This window comes from Micromonospora rhizosphaerae, from assembly GCF_900091465.1.
GTDB classification, from domain to species: Bacteria; Actinomycetota; Actinomycetes; order Mycobacteriales; family Micromonosporaceae; genus Micromonospora; species Micromonospora rhizosphaerae.
Genome location: NZ_FMHV01000002.1, coordinates 3,766,656 through 3,785,432, shown reverse-complemented (window position 1 = coordinate 3,785,432; position 18,777 = coordinate 3,766,656). Strand labels below are relative to the sequence as shown.

General features: G+C 73.3%; 19 protein-coding genes. 5 read left to right on the top strand and 14 right to left on the bottom strand.

Annotation, left to right across the window (positions count from 1 at the left end; genetic code table 11):
- Positions 1-34 precede the first annotated feature (34 nt).
- A complete protein-coding gene (locus tag GA0070624_RS17810; protein WP_218105191.1) occupies positions 35-700 on the top strand; it encodes a DUF1345 domain-containing protein in 666 nt (221 codons plus the stop codon).
- Between the two features lie 221 nt (positions 701-921).
- Here the strand turns inward: GA0070624_RS17810 and GA0070624_RS17805 are convergent, their stop codons facing one another.
- From GA0070624_RS17805 to GA0070624_RS17795, 3 genes are all read right to left on the bottom strand, one after another.
- Positions 922-1,587, bottom strand: coding sequence for a hypothetical protein (locus GA0070624_RS17805; RefSeq protein ID WP_091342572.1), 666 nt, complete (start codon positions 1,585-1,587; stop codon positions 922-924).
- Between the two features lie 31 nt (positions 1,588-1,618).
- Positions 1,619-2,587 (bottom strand): pirin family protein, encoded by a 969-nt coding sequence (locus tag GA0070624_RS17800; RefSeq protein ID WP_091342570.1) that lies wholly within the window; start codon positions 2,585-2,587, stop codon positions 1,619-1,621.
- 141 nt (positions 2,588-2,728) lie between these two features.
- Positions 2,729-3,316 carry a hypothetical protein gene (locus tag GA0070624_RS17795; RefSeq protein ID WP_091342568.1) on the bottom strand — a complete coding sequence of 196 codons (588 nt, stop codon included), beginning with the start codon at positions 3,314-3,316 and terminating at the stop codon, positions 2,729-2,731.
- 674 nt (positions 3,317-3,990) lie between these two features.
- Here GA0070624_RS17795 and GA0070624_RS17785 point away from each other — a divergent pair.
- Positions 3,991-5,358 carry an alpha/beta hydrolase family protein gene (locus GA0070624_RS17785; RefSeq protein ID WP_091342565.1) on the top strand — a complete coding sequence of 456 codons (1,368 nt, stop codon included), beginning with the start codon at positions 3,991-3,993 and terminating at the stop codon, positions 5,356-5,358.
- A gap of 11 nt (positions 5,359-5,369) precedes the next feature.
- On the opposite strand, the gene GA0070624_RS17780 is transcribed toward GA0070624_RS17785, so the two are convergent.
- The 7 genes from GA0070624_RS17780 to GA0070624_RS17750 form a co-directional block, all read right to left on the bottom strand.
- Positions 5,370-6,527 carry a CapA family protein gene (locus GA0070624_RS17780; RefSeq protein WP_091342563.1) on the bottom strand — a complete coding sequence of 386 codons (1,158 nt, stop codon included), beginning with the start codon at positions 6,525-6,527 and terminating at the stop codon, positions 5,370-5,372.
- Between the two features lie 90 nt (positions 6,528-6,617).
- Entirely contained in the window at positions 6,618-7,205 is a 588-nt protein-coding gene (locus GA0070624_RS17775; RefSeq protein ID WP_091342561.1) for a hypothetical protein, read from the bottom strand.
- Between the two features lie 791 nt (positions 7,206-7,996).
- Positions 7,997-9,427: a serine/threonine-protein kinase gene (locus GA0070624_RS17770; RefSeq protein WP_091349000.1), complete on the bottom strand. Its 1,431-nt coding sequence runs from the start codon at positions 9,425-9,427 to the stop codon at positions 7,997-7,999.
- A gap of 136 nt (positions 9,428-9,563) precedes the next feature.
- On the bottom strand, positions 9,564-9,767 hold the full coding sequence (locus GA0070624_RS17765) for a hypothetical protein (RefSeq protein WP_091342559.1): 204 nt from the start codon (positions 9,765-9,767) through the stop codon (positions 9,564-9,566).
- A gap of 2 nt (positions 9,768-9,769) precedes the next feature.
- Complete coding sequence (locus GA0070624_RS17760; protein ID WP_091342557.1) at positions 9,770-10,834, bottom strand: LacI family DNA-binding transcriptional regulator; 1,065 nt, start codon at positions 10,832-10,834, stop codon at positions 9,770-9,772.
- 107 nt (positions 10,835-10,941) lie between these two features.
- The gene (locus GA0070624_RS17755) at positions 10,942-11,775 is read right to left on the bottom strand and encodes a helix-turn-helix domain-containing protein (RefSeq protein ID WP_091348998.1); all 834 of its coding nucleotides are present in this window, start codon (positions 11,773-11,775) and stop codon (positions 10,942-10,944) included.
- Between the two features lie 161 nt (positions 11,776-11,936).
- The gene (locus GA0070624_RS17750; protein ID WP_091342555.1) at positions 11,937-12,200 is read right to left on the bottom strand and encodes a DUF397 domain-containing protein; all 264 of its coding nucleotides are present in this window, start codon (positions 12,198-12,200) and stop codon (positions 11,937-11,939) included.
- Positions 12,201-12,461: 261 nt separating this feature from the next.
- Here GA0070624_RS17750 and GA0070624_RS17745 point away from each other — a divergent pair, with 261 nt between their 5' ends.
- On the top strand, positions 12,462-13,112 hold the full coding sequence (locus GA0070624_RS17745) for a GGDEF domain-containing protein (RefSeq protein WP_091342553.1): 651 nt from the start codon (positions 12,462-12,464) through the stop codon (positions 13,110-13,112).
- Positions 13,113-13,196: 84 nt separating this feature from the next.
- Here GA0070624_RS17745 and GA0070624_RS17740 read toward each other — a convergent pair whose 3' ends face one another.
- Together GA0070624_RS17740 and GA0070624_RS17735 are read right to left on the bottom strand one after the other, a co-directional pair.
- Positions 13,197-14,225, bottom strand: coding sequence for a phosphotransferase (locus GA0070624_RS17740; RefSeq protein WP_218105190.1), 1,029 nt, complete (start codon positions 14,223-14,225; stop codon positions 13,197-13,199).
- Between the two features lie 52 nt (positions 14,226-14,277).
- The gene (locus GA0070624_RS17735) at positions 14,278-14,772 is read right to left on the bottom strand and encodes a type II toxin-antitoxin system PemK/MazF family toxin (protein WP_091342551.1); all 495 of its coding nucleotides are present in this window, start codon (positions 14,770-14,772) and stop codon (positions 14,278-14,280) included.
- Between the two features lie 337 nt (positions 14,773-15,109).
- On the opposite strand from GA0070624_RS17735, the gene GA0070624_RS17730 reads away from it, so the two are divergent.
- Both GA0070624_RS17730 and GA0070624_RS17725 read left to right on the top strand, forming a co-directional pair.
- Entirely contained in the window at positions 15,110-15,625 is a 516-nt protein-coding gene (locus GA0070624_RS17730; RefSeq protein WP_176731750.1) for an NUDIX hydrolase, read from the top strand.
- A 40-nt stretch (positions 15,626-15,665) separates the two neighbouring features.
- The gene (locus GA0070624_RS17725; protein ID WP_091342550.1) at positions 15,666-16,898 is read left to right on the top strand and encodes a hypothetical protein; all 1,233 of its coding nucleotides are present in this window, start codon (positions 15,666-15,668) and stop codon (positions 16,896-16,898) included.
- Between the two features lie 75 nt (positions 16,899-16,973).
- Here GA0070624_RS17725 and GA0070624_RS17720 read toward each other — a convergent pair whose 3' ends face one another.
- Both GA0070624_RS17720 and GA0070624_RS17715 read right to left on the bottom strand, forming a co-directional pair.
- Entirely contained in the window at positions 16,974-17,366 is a 393-nt protein-coding gene (locus tag GA0070624_RS17720; protein ID WP_091342548.1) for a DUF2267 domain-containing protein, read from the bottom strand.
- A 77-nt stretch (positions 17,367-17,443) separates the two neighbouring features.
- Positions 17,444-18,748, bottom strand: coding sequence for an MFS transporter (locus GA0070624_RS17715; RefSeq protein WP_091342546.1), 1,305 nt, complete (start codon positions 18,746-18,748; stop codon positions 17,444-17,446).
- Positions 18,749-18,777 lie beyond the last annotated feature (29 nt).

Below are 18,777 nucleotides of genomic sequence, written 5' to 3'. Positions count from 1 at the left end.
GAACAACGGTGCCGGCCCGCTGCCGGGCCCGCCGGTGAGAGGCCCGCTGCTGCCCCGCGCGCCGGACGGGCACACCCCGGCGTCGGTGCAGCTCGCGGTGATGGGCGTGGTGGGGGTGGTGTCGGGTGGGCTGTTCGCGGTGCTGGTCTCGCCGGGTCTCGGTCCGCTCATCGGATGGGACGCCGCCGCGCTGAGCTGGCTGGCTCTGGTCTGGCACCGGGTCTGGCCGCTGAACGCGGAACGGACGGCGAGGCTGGCCGTGCACGAGGATCCCAACCGGGCGACCCGGGACGTGCTGCTGTTCGGCGCTTGTCTGGCCAGCCTGCTGGCGGTCGGCGTGGTGCTGACCACCGCGCACGCCGCCCGACCCGGACTCTCCCGGGACGTCTACGCCGGGCTCGGCGTGGTGAGCGTGCTGCTCTCCTGGTTCGTCGTACACACGCTGTACACCTTCAGGTATGCCCGGATCTACTACACGGGCGACGACGGTGGGGTGGACTTCCACCAGGCCGAGCCGCCCAACTACTCCGACTTCACGTACCTGGCGTTCACCATCGGGGCGACCTTCCAGGTGTCCGACACGGATGTGACCAGCAATGAGATGCGCCGGACGGTGCTGCGGCACGCGCTGGTGTCATACCTGTTCGGGGCGGTCATCATCGCGGCGACCGTGAACCTGCTGGCCGGCCTGGCGCGGTGATCGGAGGACCGGGGAAACAGGCGGGCGCCCCGGGCCACGAACCGTGACCTGGGGCGCCACGCAGCAACCTGTCCCCGACGGGTGCGCCCGAACCGGGTCGCGACCGCCAGGCGGTGGATGTTCGCCCGAACCGGGCGGGCATCGCTGCCGCGATCATCATACGATGCGGCGTCAGCCGTTCGGGGGATTATTGCGGATTTGTGGCCTGTGGCACGTCCCGGTCAGCCGGTCAGCTCGGCGTACCGCTTCTCCAGGTCCACTCGGGCCAGCGCTCCCACCAGCCAGGCGAGCCGCTCGGACTCGTCCCTGCCGGCCAGGCCCACCAGGTCATCGACGGAGCGGCCCAGACCCAACCGGCGCGCCGCGATCAGCGCCCGCCGGTCGGCGACCGGCGCCACCTCCCGCCACACGGCCTGGACATCCCGCAGGAAGAAGTCCAGGACCTCGCCGTCCACGCCGGGCAGCTCGGTGAGCAGCTTTCGCTCCTGGGCGGGGTCCTGGTGCGCCGCCGACCGCAACCGGCGCAGATCGCCCCGGTAGCGCTCCAGCACGGTACGGGCGAGGTCGCCGAGCACGTCGGCGAGCGCGTTGACGTCCCCGCGCTGTCCCGCCTCACGCAGCACCCGCACCCGGTCCTCGTGCAGTGAACGGGCCATCCGGGCGGCGCTGTCCCAACCGTGATCGCGCAACGCCGACGCCGTATTGACCGCGCGCCGGAAGTCACCCCGCCGGGCGAGCAGAACCGACAGGTAGAGCACCTGGAACAGCTGGGACGGGTTGTTGGTGACCCGGAATCCGTACTGCTCGGCGAAGCCCCGGCTGTCTCGGGCGAGCCGGCGTACCAGTCGCTTCTTGTCCTCGATGCTGGATATCGCACTTCTGGGCATGGCGACGTCTACCCGTACCGGCGGCGGCCATTCAGCCGATGGTGCCACCGCGGCGATCCCGGGCCTTGAGCCGGGTGGTGGGCAACGCCGGGGCCGGCAGCGGCGGCGCCGGGTCATCGGCCACCACCCCGAACCGGCGGCCGGCCATCCAGTCCTCGCGGGCGGCGGCGATCTCCTCGTGCGAGCGGCCGACGAAGTTCCACCACATGACGAGGGGCTCGTCGAAGGGCACGCCGCCGAGCAGCAGCAGCCGGCTGCCCGGGGCGGCCCGCAGGGTCAGTGCGTCCCGGCCGGCGCCCAGGTAGAGCAGCGCGCCCGGGGCGAGCGGCACCTCGTCGACCTCGGCGGAGCCCGACATCGCCAGCAGCCCGTACTCGAAGTCGCGGCGCAGCGGCAGCGCGACCGGCACCGGGCCGCGCACCTCCAGCTGCGCGCCGACCAGCGGGGTGTGCACCACGGCCGGAGACCGCTCGCCGCCGGCCTCGCCGACCAGCAGGGTGACGTCCAGGTCACCGTCACGCCAGCGGGGCAGCTCCGCGTGGTGCGCGAAATCCGCCGCGCCCGCCCGCGCCGGATCGGGCAGCGCCACCCAGAGCTGAACGCCGTGCATCACCGGCGGATGCTCCACCGGCGACCGCTCCGAGTGGGCGATGCCGTGGCCGGAGGTCATCACGTTGAGCTGGCCGGGACGGATCGGCTGCACGTTGCCGAGGCTGTCCCGGTGCAGGATCTCCCCGTCGAGCAGCCAGGTGACCGTCTGGAGACCGGTGTGCGGGTGCGGCGGCACCTCCATGCCGGGCCGCTCGGCGACGTCGTCCGGTCCGAAATGGTCGACGAAGCACCAGGCGCCGACCATCCGGCGCTGCCGCTGCGGTAGCAGCCGCCGCACCGTCGTGTAGCGGCCGAGCGGCACGTCGTGGCCGGGCAGCAGCACGCTGCCCGGGTCGGCGGGGGCCACGCCCGGTGGGAGGGTCTGCGCCGGCAGGGATTCGGTACTCACCGCCCGACTCTACGCTCAGCCTTCCTCCATGGTCGCCGCGTTGGCGGCGGCCGCTGGTTCTGCGCGCCGTTCGACCGGCCTTGGATATGCCGCTGGCCGGCACCCGTGTTCGGGTGCCGGCCAGCGGCTTGGTGCTCTGTGTCAGTTGTTCCAGTGCTGGGCGACCAGGTCGGCGGCCTGCTGCTCCCACTGGGCGTAGGCGTGCGGGTAGGCCGACACCTGCACCGTCTGGGCGGCCTCGGTCAGCGGCATGTCGTGCCAGCCGTCGACCTGCTTGAGGCCCTTGAGGAACGCCATGGTCGAGTACTGCGGGTCGGTGATCTGCTTCGGGGTGCCCCAACCCGAGGACGGACGCTGCTGGAACAGGCCCAGCGAGTCGTGGTCGTTGCGGTCACCCAGGTGACCCAGGTTCTCCAGCTTCGACTCCTGCAGGCTGGTCGCGATCGAGACCACCGCGGCCCGCTCGTCCATGCCGGACTTCTTCGTCGCGGCGATGATCGCCTTGACGTTGCCGATCTGCTCGTCGTTCAGCTTGATGTGGGACTGGGTGCCCTGCACACCATGCGGAATCAGCTTGCCCGTGTCCACACCCGGCTTGTCGGCCTGCACGACCGCGACGGGCTTGGCGTCCACCGCGGCGGCGTGGGCGGTGGCCGGGCCGGCGAACACGCCACCGGTGAAGGCCAGACCAGCGATACCGAGCACGCTCTTACGCAGCATCGTGTTCATGATCAAAGCTCCAATTCGGGGGTCAGGCACACCCACCCGATAGGGGGCCGGGTAGATGCGCACGCACCACGGACGGGCGCTCAAAAAGTCTTCGGGGGAAAGATCCGGCCGCCGGGCGGGGCTGCCACTCGCGGCGCCGGGACCATGTGTAACGACCGGCGGCCCACCGTCATTCCGGCCTGGGCCATCTCGCAGAACCCCGTTGGGCGGGCCTGCTACCTCGACCGTCGGGCATGTTCAACGACCCCGGCCCGGCCACGATTCCGGCCCCACAATGCCGCCGGTCACACCCACAAACCGGACACCGACCCCACGCGACTCACGCGGCTCGGGCCGACCGGCACGATCCACTCAACTTGCGGGACACCGCGCCCTCCCGACGGCGGAAGACACCAAGGTGCCGCAATTCGCGCCGCCGAGGAGTACGGGCTGCCCGGCGACTACGTGGCCGGGGCGAACATCAGCGGCTTCCGCCGGGTGGCGGAGGCGATGCTCGCGCATGGAGTGGTCTGACCGACCAGTGTGGGCGGACCGGACAGATGCGCCTGACCGTTCGGTCAGGTTGTCATTGACAGCCGTTGACGGCGGGCCTAGTTTCAGGGCGCTACCGGCCGGTAGGCATCCGTCCCGCCTGGTCGCCCCCGGTGGGCGGCACCGTCCCCGGGGGAGCATCGATGCTGAACTCAACCACCCGTCTGGTCCGTCGGCTGCTCGCCGCCGCCGCTTCCCTGACCCTCATGGTCGGGCTCGCCGGCGCGGCGCCGGCCGTCGCCGCCGACCACGACGACGGCAGCCAGCCGCTGCCCGGCTACACCATCAACAACCCACCGCTGACGCCGCTGACCGTGAACGGCGCCCCGACCACCGTGCGCCAGGGCGTACACGAACACGCCGGCTACATCATCGAGGTCCCCGCGCGGTGGAACGGCGACCTGGTGATGTGGACGCACGGCTACCGCGGCCAGACCACGGTGCTCTCGCCGGAAACGCCGGCGTTCGGCCTACGCGAGCGGATGCTGGAGCAGGGCTACGCCTGGGCGTCGTCGTCCTACTACCGCAACGGCTTGGACATCCGCGCCGGCGTGCTCAGCACCAAGGATCTCGCCGACCTCTTCGGTCGTACCGTCGAGCAGCCGAAGCGGGTCCTGATGGCCGGGGTGTCGATGGGCGGCTACATCATTGGCCGGTCGCTGGAGCAGTACCCGGGCTACTACGACGGGGCGCTGCCGTTGTGCGGGGTGCTCGGCGACCACGATCTGCTCGACTTCTTCCTGGACTACAACCTGGTCGCGCAGGCGCTCGCCGAGGTGCCCGCCTACCCGACGCCCACCGACTACCTGACCAACGCGGTGCCGCGGATCCAGGTGGCGCTGGGCCTGGCCGGGCTGAAGCCCGCCGGGCCGGACACCACCAACGAGCGCGGCAAGCAGCTGCGGGCCATCACCATCAACCGCTCCGGCGGGGAGCGACCCGGCGCCGAGGCCTCCTTCGCGATCTGGAAGGACTTCCTCTTCGCGATCAGCACCACCAACGGCGGCGACTCCCCCGCCCAGCAGCCGGGCCAGCTCGCCACCAACCTGCTCACCAGCTACACACCGAACAGCCCGGTCGACGTCAACGCCACGGTGCAGCGGGTCGCCGCGGAGAATCTCTGGCAGCGCCGGTCGCCCACCCTGACCGAGGTGCCGCGGATCAGTGGCCGGCCGACCGCGCCGGTGGTCAGCCTGCACGACCTCGGTGACCTCTTCGTGCCGTTCTCCATGGAGCAGGCGTACGCCCGGGACGCGGCGTGGCACGGGCGGAGCCGGCTGGTGGTGCAGCGGGCCATCCGGGCCACGCAGCACTGCGAGTTCACCCCGGCCGAAGCCGGCGCCGCCTGGGACGACCTGACTTCATGGGTACGCACCGGCGGGCGCCCGGAGGGCGACGACGTGACGGACCCGGAGGCGGTTGCCGCGCCCGACTTCGGCTGCCGGTTCAGCGACCGGGTCGCGTACGCCGCCGGCGTCGGCACCCGCCGCCTCTACACGCCCTGCGCCTGATGCGGCATCGCTCAGGAGAGCTGGCGCAGTCCGGCCTCGAGCGCGCCGCGCATGCCCACGTAGCCGTTGATCCGCTTCTCGATCTGCACGTAGTGCTCCCGCTGCGCGGCGGGCAACGCGGGGTCCCGGGCGGCGGTGGCCAGGTCGACCACCCGGGCCGCCGGCCGGTACTCCATCCAGGTCGGTAGCACCGTCACGTCGGTGACCTCCCAGGCCCCGGAAGCGGTACGGGTGAAGGTGAACTGGGGCACCACCGCGTCCTGCGTGTTCTCCGGGGAGCCGTCGTCGAAGCGGGTGGTGAGGTTGCCCATGCCGTAGGCGACCCACTTCCTGCCGATCTTCTCGAAGGGCTGTACCACGTGCACGTGGTGGCCGATGATCAGGTCGATGTCCGGCGAGGCGAGCAGCTGGCGGGCCAGGTCCAGCTGGTCGTCGTTCGGAGCGTTCTGGTATTCCGTCCCCCAGTGCAGGGACAGGATGACGATCTCGGCGCCCGCCGCCCGCGCCCGGTGGGCCGCCGCAAGGATCGCGTCCCGGGTGATGAGGTTCGCCGCCCATGGCTGTCCCGCGGGAAGCGGAATGTCGTTGAAACTCAGCGCGTACGACAGCTGGGCTACCTTCACGCCCGCCACGTCGATGATGTTGGGCCGGGCTGCCTCCGCCGCGCTGCGGGCCGTGCCCGTGTGGCGCAGTCCGACCCGGTCCAGGTTGTCGAGGGTACGGGTGATGCCTTCCATGCCCGTGTCCAGTGAGTGGTTGGAGGCTGTGGAGCAGGTGTCGAAGCCGGCCCAGGCGGCAGCGTCGGCAAGCGCCGGCGGCACGCTGAAGGTGGGCCATCCGGTGAACGGGCCCTCCGGCTCCGCCAGGGGCGTCTCCATGTGGCAGATGGCCAGGTCGGCGGCGCTCACCCACGGACGGACCGCGGCCAGCACCCGGGTGAAGTCGTGACCGCTACGCCCGGCCTGCCGCGCGTCGGCGGCGGCCTGCTCGGTGAGCGGCGGGTGCACCAGCAGATCTCCGGCGGCAACCACGGTGAGCTGGTTCCTCGGTGCCGGAGCGGGGGTGGTGAGCCGGGGCGCGGCGGTGGGCCGGACAGCCTCGCCCCCCTGATCGGTACAGGCCGCTACGAGTAGCACCGCGACCGCCGCTATAACGGCCTTGACCCTCATTTCCGGCATTCTGCTGTGGAGCCGTCGGGCGGACCCGGCGAATGCCAAAAGAGCCCCCTCCCGGGGGAGGGGGCCCTTCGCGTATGTATGTCAGTTGTTCCAGTGCTGGGCGACCAGGTCGGCGGCCTGCTGCTCCCACTGCGCGTAGTGGAACGGGTAGGCCGACACCTGCACCGTCTGGGCGGCCTCGGTCAGCGGCATGTCGTGCCAGCCGTCGACCTGCTTGAGGCCCTTGAGGAACGCCATGGTCGAGTACTGCGGGTCGGTGATCTGCTTCGGGGTGCCCCAACCCGAGGACGGACGCTGCTGGAACAGGCCCAGCGAGTCGTGGTCGTTGCGGTCACCCAGGTGACCCAGGTTCTCCAGCTTCGACTCCTGCAGGCTGGTCGCGATCGACACCACCGCGGCCCGCTCGTCCATGCCGGACTTCTTCGTCGCGGCGATGATCGCCTTGACGTTGCCGATCTGCTCGTCGTTCAGGTCGATGTGGGACTGGGTGCCCTGCACACCATGCGGAATCAGCTTGCCCGTGTCCACACCCGGCTTGTCCGCCTGCACGACCGCGACGGGCTTGGCGTCCACCGCGGCGGCGTGGGCGGTGGCCGGGCCGGCGAACACGCCACCGGTGAAGGCCAGACCAGCGATACCGAGCACGCTCTTACGCAGCATCGAGTTCATGATCAAAGCTCCAATTCGGGGGTCAGGCACACCCACCCGATAGGGGGCCGGGTAGATGCGCACGCACCACGGACGGGCGCTCAAAAAGTCTTCGGGGGAAAGATCCGACCGCCGGGCGGGGCTGCCACTCGCGGCGCCGGGACCGTGTGTAACGACCGGCGGCCCACCATCATTCCGGGGCCCGTCCACCAGCCCCCAGATCAGGGGGCGGTCCTCGGTCGTACGCCAGGTATAACGACCCCGCCCCGGCCACGATTCCGGCCCCACAATGCCGCCGGTCACACCCCGGGGACCGGACAGGCGACACCGCAACGGCGGCTTTCGGGCACCTGACCCACCCCGATGCCGCCACATCCCGGGACACCGGAAGGCCACGGGGGCCCGACGTCGCAGCCGCGCCGACCGGACGCATACCGGACGCCGGGCGCAAACCTCGCAGCCGAACTGCCCGCGCGGCTCTCGACGGGACGGAGCCTCTCGACCTTGCGGCGTGACTACGCGCAGGAACCCCGCGTCCGAACTGCGCGCGCGAACCCCGCAACGGCCGCGGCGACAGCACCGACACGGCTCCGTACAGGTGGACCGCGAGGCGGCTCGGCAGGGCGGATTGCACCCGGGCTTGGGTGGGCCGGTGGCCGCCCCCGCTCCCCTCGCCTCCGGCCGGACCGCCGACGTGTCCGCCCATGACGACGGCCGGGCGCTGCACCGCTACCGCAGCGGCGCGAAGTTTGCTGGCCGGCTACCTGGCCGGATCCGGCTCAGGCGACCCGGTACGGCTCGCCTGAGCCGGATCAGCCCTCGTCCTCGTTCCCGCCGCGGATCGGCACGTACGCGCTGAGCAGGTCCTGGAGCTGGGTCGCAGTCTCGGTGTCGATCTTCCCGTCGTCCGCCGCCTCGGCCACGCGTTCGCGCAGCTCGGCGACCCGCTTGACGCGGTCCCTGGGCTTGCCGCGGTCCAGCTCGGCGGCCTTCTCGCGCAGGTCGTCGGCGGTCTTCGGGTCGATATCGCGGTTCGCCGCCTCCGCTTCGTCGAGCACGGCGGTGAACTCGGCGGCGAGCTGGCGCAGGGTGACCGGCGCCGGCCGGCTGGTGGTCGGCTCGGACGTGGCCGGCTCGGGCGAGGCGGAGGACTCCACGCTGGGTTCCTCGACCGGGGCGGCGGTCGTGCGGTCGGCCGCCGGGCGGTCCCCGGGGCCATCGCCGAGCGCCAGCATCCCGACCAGCCCGAGCAGCAGCGCCACACCGGCCGCGACCAGCGCCCCGAGCAGCCGGTTCGACCGGGCGGGCGGGCGCGGCGGCGCCGGGCGGACGGGGGCCGCCGCACGGTCGATCAGGGTGGGCGGGTGCTCCGGCCGGGTGGCCGCCGGCAGGATGGCGGTCGGCGGGTCGGCCGGCTGGCCGGCGCCGAGCCGGCTGGCGAGTTGGGCGGCGGCGGGCCGGCGGGCCGGATCGGACGCGAGGCAGGCCAGGGTGAGCTGGGCGATGTCAGCGGGCAGCCCGGGTACGCGCAGCGGCGGCACCGGGATGTGCCGGTTGTGCACGTCGAGCACGTCCTGCCAGGTCTCCACCGGCAGCGGGGCCTGGCCGGTGAGGGTGCGGTAGAGCAGCGCGCCGAGGGCGTAGATGTCGCTGGCCGGGTTCGGCGGGCCGGGCGTCATCCGCTCCGGGGCGAAGTAGGCGGGCGTACCCATCATCAGCTCGCCGGTCTGGCCGGCGAGACGCGGCCCGGCCAGCGCGGCGATGCCGAAGTCCAGCACCTTGGCGCCGGTCTCGGTGAGCATCACGTTGCCCGGCTTGATGTCCCGGTGCACCACACCGATCCGATGCGCGGCGGCCAGCGCGGCGGCGACCTGGCCGGCCACCCGGACGGCCTCCGGCCAGGCGAGCGGGCCACCGGCCAGTCGGTCGGCCAGGTTCCGCCCAGCCACCAGCTCCATCACCAGGTACGGCACGACCGAGCCGTCGGGCAGGGTCGCCTCGCCGTAGTCGTACACCTGGGTGACGTGCGGGTGGGTGAGCCGGGCGGCGGCGCGGGCCTCGCGCTGGATGGTGGCGCGCAGCTGCGGATCGGCGGCAAGCTGCGTGGCGAGGGCCTTGACCGCGACGGGGCGGTGCAGCACCTCGTCGTCGGCGCGCCACACCTCGGACATCCCGCCGAGGCCGATGCGCTCGCGCAGGACGTACCGATCGTGCAGCCGCAGTGTGGGGGTGAACGGCGACATGGTGCTCAAGTCTGCCTGCCGCCGGCCACCGCCGACCAACCCGGTGCCCGGTTCGGGCCCGACTGGCCGGTGCTGGGTGGATCCCCGGGTCGCCCGGGTGGCCGGCGCCACCCGGGCGACCCCGCCTCGGCGGGTACTACGAGCAGCACGGCGGTGCGGGCGCCGGCCGAGGCTCCATCAGGTCGGCGAGGCGGCGCAGGGCGCCAGCGGCGGCCAGCCGGGTCGGCACCAGCAGGGCCGGACGGGGCCGGTCGGGTCGGACCGGCGCGTCCGGACGGGCCGAATTGACGTGGCGGGTCACCGCGTCGAGCGCGAGATCGAAGCCGATGGGCTGTTGCATGGTCAGCTCCTGGGAACGGGGCGGGTGGAGGTCCGGACGACGAGATCGGTGCGGAGCAGGACGTGCCCGGCGGCGGGATCGGCCGGGGGCTCGAGCAGGAGTTCGGCGGCGATCCGGCCCTTCTCCTCGGCCGGCTGCCGGACGGTGGTGAGCCCGGCCGCGGCGGCGTCGGCGATGTCGTCGAAGCCGGTGACCGACACGGGATGCACGACCTGCCGGCCGGGCTCGGCGAGCGCGTCGAGGACGCCCAGGGCGAGGACGTCCGAGCAGGCCAGAACGGCGGTCGGCGGGTCGTTGCCGGTCAACGCGGCGGCGATCGCGGCGGAACCGGCCGGGCGGCTGTTGCCGGCGGCATTGATCAGGGTGATCGCGGACCAGTCGACGCCGACCGCGGCGAACGCGTCGGCGAAGCCGGTGAGCCGACCGCGCGTGGTGGGGTGGGGGGCGTCGCCGGGGGCGGACAGCCGCAGCGGCCCGGGCGGTGCGTCGGGCAGCACGGTGTCGCCGAGAAGGGCCACCCGCCGGTGGCCGAGGGCGGCGACATGGTCGGCGACGGAGCGGGCGGCGGCGCGTTCGTCGATGCCGACGTAGCGGTCCCCCGGGCCGCCGTCCTCCCGCGGGGCGGTGGTGACGACGGGCAGCCCACGGTCCCGGATGGCGTCCAGAACCCAGTCCTCGTCGCCGACGCAGTAGACGCAGAAGCCGTCGACGGAGGCGTTTTCCACCGCCCGCCGCACCTCGGCGCGGTCGACGGGCAGCGGGACGAGCAGCAGGCTCGTGCCGTGCCGCTCGGCCCCCTCGCTGACGCCGGCCAGGAAGCGCACCGCGAAGGGGTCGGTGAAGGCGTACGACAGCTGAGAGGTGAAAAGCACCCCGATCGCGCCGACGAAGCCGCGGCGCAGCGAGCGGGCGGTCGGGTTGGGTCCCGGGTAGCCGAGCTGCTGGGCGGCGTCGAGGATCTTCTTCCGCAGTGCGGCCGAGAGCTGGTCCGGGCGGCTGTAGGCGTTGGAGACGGTGCTGCGCGAGACGCCCACCGCGTCAGCGACGGCCTGCAACGTCGGCTTCATCGCGCCCCCTCTGGATCGATTCAGTACTGTATCGATTCAGAGACTACCCAGGCAGGTCGGTGACGGTCAACGCCAGCACGGAAGGACGGTGCCGCGGAGTCAGCCGGTCAGCGTCGGGGGAGCTCGTCCAGGATCCGGCCGAGGATCTCCGGCGTCCGCTCGGGCGGCTCCGCCTCCACGCACAGCTGCTCCATGGCCAGCGCGTAGTGGTCGAGATCCTCCCGCTTGTCCAGGTAGATCGCGCTGGTCAATTGCTCGATGTAGACGATGTCCGGCAGGTCCTGATCGCCGAAGCGCAGGATGCTGAAGGCGCCACCGGCGGCGGCGTGCCCGCCGGCGGTGAAGGGAACGACCTGCAACCGGACGTGCGGCGACTTCGTCGCCTCGATCAGCGCCGTCAACTGCCCCCGCATCACCTCCGGACCGCCGATCGGACGGCGCAGGGCGGCCTCGTCGACGACCACCCAGAGGTGTGGCGGCTCCGACCGGCGCAGCAACTCCTGGCGCTCCATCCGCAGATCCACCCGCCGGTCGATCTCCGCCGCGGCGGCGTTGCGGTGGCCGAGCAGGATCACCGCGCGGGCGTACCCCCGGGTCTGCAGCAGGCCGGGCACGAACTGGACCTCGTACGTCCGGATCAGCGCGGCGGCGGCCTCCAGACCGAGGTAGGACTGGAACCAACTGGGCAGTACGTCACCGTAGCGGTGCCACCAGCCCGGGCTGTTCCCGTCGCGGGCGAGCTTGAGCAGCGCCGCCCGCTCGTCGGTGGCGGTGACGCCGTAGAGGGTGAGCAGGTCGGCCACGTCGCGTTCCTTGAAGCCGACCCGGCCCAGCTCCATCCGGCTTATCTTCGACTCGGAGGACCTGATCTCCCAGCCGGCGCCCTCCCGGGTCACCCCGGCGCCCTCGCGGAGCCGGCGTAGCTGGGCCCCCAGCAGCATCCGGAGCACGGTCGGACCGGTGGTCGGACCGCCCTCGGCGGAAACCATCGTCACCTGCCCGTCCCTCGCATGTCGACTTGTCGCCGACCGGACGTCCCATTCCGGTCGACGAGTAAGCATGCCATGGACCATCAGTGAGGTGAACTCCTCCGGACGGCCGATCAGTCCCGTCGGCGTGCCGCGGGTCTCGTTATCAGGTGGTCGAAGTCGCCGTCGCGGGCGCCGAGCACGAAGGCGGCGATCTCGTCCACTGTGTAGATGAGCGCCGGGCCCTCCGGGTGCCGGGAGTTGCGCATGGCGATCCCGGCGCCGTCGGGGAGTTCGGCCAACTCGACGCAGTTCCCGCTCGGATTGCTCCGGCGGCTCTTCTGCCACCGCAGCGGCGGCAGCTGACTGGTGGGTACGCCGTTCTGAGGCTCCTGCATGGGGCGTCTTTCTGTGAAGAGCCAGCCAATGCCGCGGGAGGGACGGCGGTGGCGATGGAGAGATCTGTCGACAAAGGACGGTGATGCACGTGCATCTGCTATTGCATCTGCACTGGACAGCGAGCATGATAACGCACGTACGGTGTACCCAACCGTTCACTTTGGGTTACTCCGATCTTGGATACCACCAGGGAGAACGTCGGCCTGGCACGGGCGGTCGGGCCGCCACGGCAAGGTCGAGGGCTGCGGTGAGGAGGGCTCGTGCCGGATCCGATGACCATCGCGTCCGGTATCTCCGCCGCCGGTGCCGTCGTCTCCGCCTGGCAGTTGCGCCGCCGGGCGTTGCGCGCCGAGGCCGAGATCGAGCTGCTGCAGGCCGAACTGGCAGCCGAGCGGCACGCGGCCAGCCACGATGCGCTGACCGGGCTGCCCAACCGGCGGGCCTTCTACCGGCTCGCCGCGGCCCTGCTGACCGACGCCGCCGGCAAACCGCTGATCGCCGTGGTACTCGACCTCGACGATTTCAAGCAGGTCAACGACCGCTTCGGCCACGCGGCCGGTGACCAGGTGCTGATCAGCGTGGCCCAGCGGCTGGCCGCCTTCGCTGGGGACAACCTCGTCGCCCGACTCGGCGGCGACGAGTTCGCCGGGCTGCTGGCCAGCCCGACGGTGGACCGGCGGTGGATCGAGCACGCCACCCGGCGACTCTGCGAGGACCTCGCCGCGCCGATCCCGCTCGGCACCCGCACCGTGCGGGTCACCGCGTCCGTCGGGCTCGCCCCGGTCCACGGGCCGACCCAGCTCGCCGAGGCGCTCTGCCGGGCCGACGCGGCCATGTACCAGGCGAAGACCGTGGGCGCCGCCCGTGCCACCCGTCAGCTTGTGGACACCGTGCACCTGGCCGAGTGCTGACCGGGCGCCCCTATCGCCCGCCCCATCGCCGCCCGTTGCCCCCAGGGCGCGGCGCGGGCCCGGCGGCGGGCGGCCAAGCTGTGCTCAGGCCTCCCAGCGGCCCAGATCCCGCAACGCCTGGCGGGCCAGGGTGATCAGCCCCACCGGCGACAGCAGACCCTCCACGATCCGCAGCGCGCGTACCCGATCGGCCTCGGGCCGGTCGGCATCCGCCACGTCACCGGCCCAGCTCGAGATGTCGTCCAACGCCCGGACCCCGAGGTGGTAGGCGAGCCGGAGCGGCTCGAGCTCCATCGAGCCGTACCCCTCGAAGAAGGCGGCCTGCTGCGCCGCCGTCACCGGCGCGAACGCCAGCACGCCGCCGACCACGAACATCAGGTCCCGTTCGCGGGGGGCGAGCACCGCGTCGTCCCAGTCGATCAGCCAGACCCGCCCCTCGGGGCCGAGCAGCAGATTGCCCAGGTGGGGGTCGCCGTGGCAGACCACCAGGTCCGCCGGCCGGTCCCGCAGCTCCGCGCCGAGCCGGTCCACGCGGTCGAGCAGCGTCGCCACGTCGTCGGCCGCCTCCCGCCAGCGGACCGCAACGTCCCGGGTCCACCGGTCGGCCGACCCCCCCACGGTCCGCAGCCGGCGGTCCATCTCCCGGGTCGCCGCGCCGATCGCCGCGTGGGTATGGTCCTCGCGGGGCAGCGCGGCCAGCTCGTCGGTCACGGTCACCCCGTGCGTCGCGGCCAGCACCTCGCCGTACGCGCGCCAGTGCGCGGAGCGCATGCCACCGGCGATGGCCCGCTCGTCCGAGGCCCACGGCACCACCGAGAGCCGCCGTCCCTCGCGGACGCCGCACACCTGCCCGTCCCGGGTGGCCAGCGGCGCGACGACGCCCGGCAGGCCCTGCCGGGCGAGCTCGGCCGTCACCACCAGCCCCGCCGCGGTGCCGCCGCCGCTCAGCTTGACCGCGTAGTCCCCACCGTCCATGGTGGTCGCCCGCCACAGCTCCGCCGCGGCGTCCGCGCCGTACCCCACCGGCACGGCGGAGGCGAGCGTCAGGCCGAAGTCGTCCGCAACCCACCCGGCAAGCCGGTCGTCCACCCCGGCGATTGCCTTTGCCATCATCGGGCCCACCCTGCCATGTCCCGCGCGCACGGGCGAGCCGTTATCCGCCGGCTCAGCGCCAACCGTAGCCGGCCCGCAGGACCCGCCCCACCCGGTCGAACCGGGACCGGTCCAGCACCGCGCCCTCGCGCCGGATGCTGTCCTCCCGCATGGTGAGGACCCGGTCGAGGCGTACCCAGCTCGGGCGGTTGTCGCGGTCCCAGGCGCCCGGTCCGAGCGCCAGCCAGTGCCGCTGGCCGTCCCGCTCGCTCTGGCTGGAGAGCATCAGGCCGAACAGCGTCCGGCTCTGCCGACCGACGACCAGCACCGGCCGGTCCTTGCCCTGGCGGGGGTCGTCCTCGTACGGGACCCAGGTCCAGACGATCTCCCCCGGATCGGCCTGCCCGTCGAGCTCGGGGGCGTACGTGAGCTCCCGACGCTGCAGGGCGGCGACCTGGCGGCGCCGGGCGACCTGGGCCGGGATCCGGCCCGGCGTCCGGGCGGGCGTGGCCGCGCCTCCGGTGATCCGGCCGAGCCGCGACGCCACACTCCTCAACAGACCTGCCACGGCGGGCAGCCTACCGTCCGGGATCGCCCTGCACCGGGTCGAGGTCAGGCCGGGCGATGGGCCTCGCCGCCGGCGCCCGGGCCATCCGGGGATCCGGCTCGACGTAGGTCATCGGCGCGCCGGGCGCGGAGGAGGACCTCGGTGGCCCGGCCCGTCCCCGCGCCGACCTCGACCAGCCGGACCGACGCCTAGCCGTGATAGGCAAGGATGGCCTCGGCGATCGCGTCCGGATAGCCCGGCCGCGCCTCGTCGTAGCTGGCCGCCACCTCGCCGAAGACCTCGGTCACCCAGGCATCCTGGCACGTATCGCGCCGCGCGGGCGTCCGGAAGGAGAGACATGATCGAGCTGCCGCGGGACCTGCCGGTCGTCGAGCGCACCGCCGTCCGGCTGGTGGTGCGGGACCGGGCCGGACTGATCCTGCTCTTCCACACCCGCGACCCCGAGCATCCCCGGCTGGGCACCTGGTGGGAGCTTCCGGGCGGCGGCATGGACCCGGGTGAGACGTACGCCGAGACCGCGCTGCGGGAGCTGCGCGAGGAGACCGGCTTCCTGGTCGGCGCCGCGCAGTTGGGGCCGCCGTCCTGGCGGCGGCGGGCCAGCTTCATCCACCGGCGCCTGCGGCATGTGCAGGACGAGGTGGTGATGACGGTACGGCTCGACGCCGCCGTGCCCGACGTGGACGGGGCCGACCGGCTCGACTACGAGGTGGAAGACTACTTCGGGTTCCGCTGGTGGCCGGTCGCCGAGATCGTGTCCAGCCGGGAGCGGTTCTACCCGGGGCGGCTGCCCGAGCTGCTCACCCCGTTCCTGGCCGGCGAGGAGATCGACGAGCCGTTCGAACTCTGGTCCTGACACGCGTGCCATCCGGGCGTTGGGTGGGCAGAGTGGAGCCATGACGACGACGCTGCACGCCCCGCTGGCCCGCTACGCCGCCCGGCTGCACGCCGACATCGGCGACCGGCACCACGTCGCCTCTCCGCTCGGCGCCTGGCTGCTGCTGGCGCTGGCCGGGCCGGCCGCCACCGGCCCGGTCCGGGCCGAGCTGGCGGAGATCCTCGGCATGGACGTGGATTCTGCCGCCGCCGCGGCCACCGCCCTGCTGGACCGGCCGCACCCCCTGGTGCCGTCGGCCACCGCGGTCTGGCACCGCCCCGGGTACGACACGGAAAACCTTGCCGAATGGCGGGCCGGCCTGCCGCAGCGCACGACGACCGGACCGCTGCCGGACCAGGCCGCCCTGGACGCCTGGGCCCGCGAACACACCCTCGGGCTGATCGAGCGGTTCCCGCTGACCGTGTCGCCGAAGGTGCTGCTGGCGCTGGCCAGTGCCCTGGCGACCCGGATCTCCTGGGCGGAGCCGTTCGACCTCGCGCCCGCCGCCGGGCTGGGGGCGGGAAGCACCTGGGCCGGGCGGCTCGACCGGGTGCTGCGGACACCGGGACGCGGCCACCGCGGCTGGATCGCCTCGACCAGTTCGGCGGGTGACGTGGCCGTCCACGCGGCGGAGGCGGTGGACCGCGACGGCGCCGGGCTGGTGGTGGTGTCCGTCGTCGGCGATCCGGCGGTGGCACCGGTCGACGTGCTCTCCGCGGCGCACGAGGTGAGCTCGACGGCGGCCGACGGCGGCGAACCGGCCGGACGCCGATCGCTGTTCGACCTGCCGCTCGGCGACGGGCCGCTCTGGTCGCTCCGCGAGGAGCGGGTGCGTACGCGCGCCCGGGGCGGCCGGGAGGAGCGGCACACGGCGGTGCTGCCCTGCTGGTCGGCCCGGAACCAGCATGACCTCACCGCGCCCGGACTCGGCTTCTCGGCGGTGATCAGGGCGCTGACCGGCGAGGGGACGCAGCTCGAGGCGCGGCAGGCGGCGATGGCCCGCTACGGCCGGTACGGCTTCGAGGCGGCCGCCGTCACCGCCGCGTTCGCCCTGGTCAGCCTCGAGCCGGAGGGGGTGGCCCGGACGGCGGAGCTGCGCTTCGGCCACCCGTACGCGGTGGTCGCGGTGGCCACCGACGGGCGGGGCGACGACCGCGGGCCGTGGCACGGGGTGCCGGTCTTCTCCGCCTGGGTGGCCGAGCCGGAGGAGCCGGCGGCGACGGACCTCGCCCACCCGCCCGAGGCCGGCTGACCGGGCCGGCAGTCCGGGGCGCCCGATCGGCCGCGGCGGACGGACGTGGGTGCCCGATGAACGGGGGAAGCGTCCTCAGCCGTACGGCGGTCGCGGGATGGGGTCGACCAGTGCGTTGAAGCCCTTCGGCAACTGCGACACCAGGTCCTGGAACTCACCCACGGTGATCGCCTCGCGCAGCGTGTTGAGCACCGCCCGCACCCCGACCTCGGCGACCGCCGGATCCACCGCGGCTCGATTGGCCACCCGGAAGAGGAACTCCACCTTGCCGCCGGTCGGGCGCTCGCCGGCCGGCACGGTGAGGTAGTCACTCAGTTCATCCGGCAGCTGCGCGGCGAGTTCTTCCGCCTCCCCCCCGGTCACCCGCTCGGCCAGGGTCTGGAGCGTGGCCCGCGAGATCATCGCGGCCTGCTCCATCGGTAGTTCGGAGCGCCGGGACACCGCCTCGACGAATCGGGGAAACTGCACGCCGCCCTCCTGTCGTCGCCGGCCCCGGGGAACCGGAGCCGGCGACGCCCTTACCCGGGGCCGGCGACCACAAACGGTCACCGTCCGGCCGACACCGCCTCGGTGGTCCCGGCCGGCGCGACGCCGGCCGGTTCCGGCCGAGGGTCGGCCGGGTGGGGCAGCTCGTCCGGCGTCGGGAAGTCGACGGTCCGCCAGACCGGCGACCAGAGGGTCACCAGCGCCGCCGCGGCCATGCCGACCGAGGCCAGCGCGAGGTACGCCGGCGCGCCGAGCAGACCGGTCAGCGCCCCGCCGAGGGCGGCACCGAGCGGCATGGTGCCCCAGATGAAGAACCGGCTGGTGGCGGTCATCCGGGGCAGCATCTCCCCGGGCGTGGCGGCCTGCCGCAGGCTCACCGCGTTGACGTTGTAGAGGCCGCTGGCGAAGGCATTCACCGCCAGGCCCGCGCCGATCCAGAGCGGGTGCGGCAGCAGCACGAGGACCGCGCCGACCTGGAGCACCGCCGCGCCGGTGATCGCCCGCCCGACGCCGAGGCGTACCCGGGCCCGACCGGCGACCGCGGCCCCGAACAGGTACCCCACGTTGGCGCCGGCGATCAGCAGGCCCACCGTGGCGGCGGGCAGGCGCAGCTCGCGGACCGCGTACACCAGCAGCATGGCGAGGAAGCCCGCCTGCCAGACGTTGGTCAGGCCGGAGCAGAGGGTCAGCGCCCGCACCACGGGGTCGCGGAGCACGAAGCGGACACCGCCGGCGGCGTCCCGCCACATGCCGGCCGCGCCGGCGCTGTGCCGGCGGGCGAGTCGGGGCGTACCGGCGAGGAAGAGCGCGGAGGCGACGAAGCTGGCCACGTCGACGAGGAGCGCGACCGGCGCGCCGAGCGCGCCGACCAGGACGCCGGCGATGCCGGGACCGGCGGTCTGGCCGACCGCCCGGGTCGCCTCGAGGCGGGCGTTCGCGTCGGCCAGCCGACCGGCCGGCACCACCGCGGGCACCGCGGCGAAGTACGCCACGTCGAACAGCACGGTGGCGGACCCGGCCAGCAGCGCCACCACCACGAGCTGGGCGAGGGTGAGCAGCCCGGCCGCCCAGGCCAGCGGCACGCTGGCCAGCAGCAGGGCGCGGGCGAGGTCGGCGACGACCAGGACGGCCCGGCGGGGCAGCCGGTCGACGATCGCGCCGGCCGGGATGCCGAGCAGCAGGTACGGCAGGGTGGTGGCGGCGGTCAGCGCGGCGACCCCGGTTGACCCGGTGCCGAGCGCGGTCAGCGCGGCCAGGGGCAGCGCGACGGTGGTGACATGGGTGCCGAGGGTGCTTACCGCGTCGGAGAGCCATAGCCTGCGGAAGGTGGCGTGCCGCCACAGGGCGGCGGAGGTGACGGTCATGCGAGGCAGCGTCGGCGACGTACCCGGGG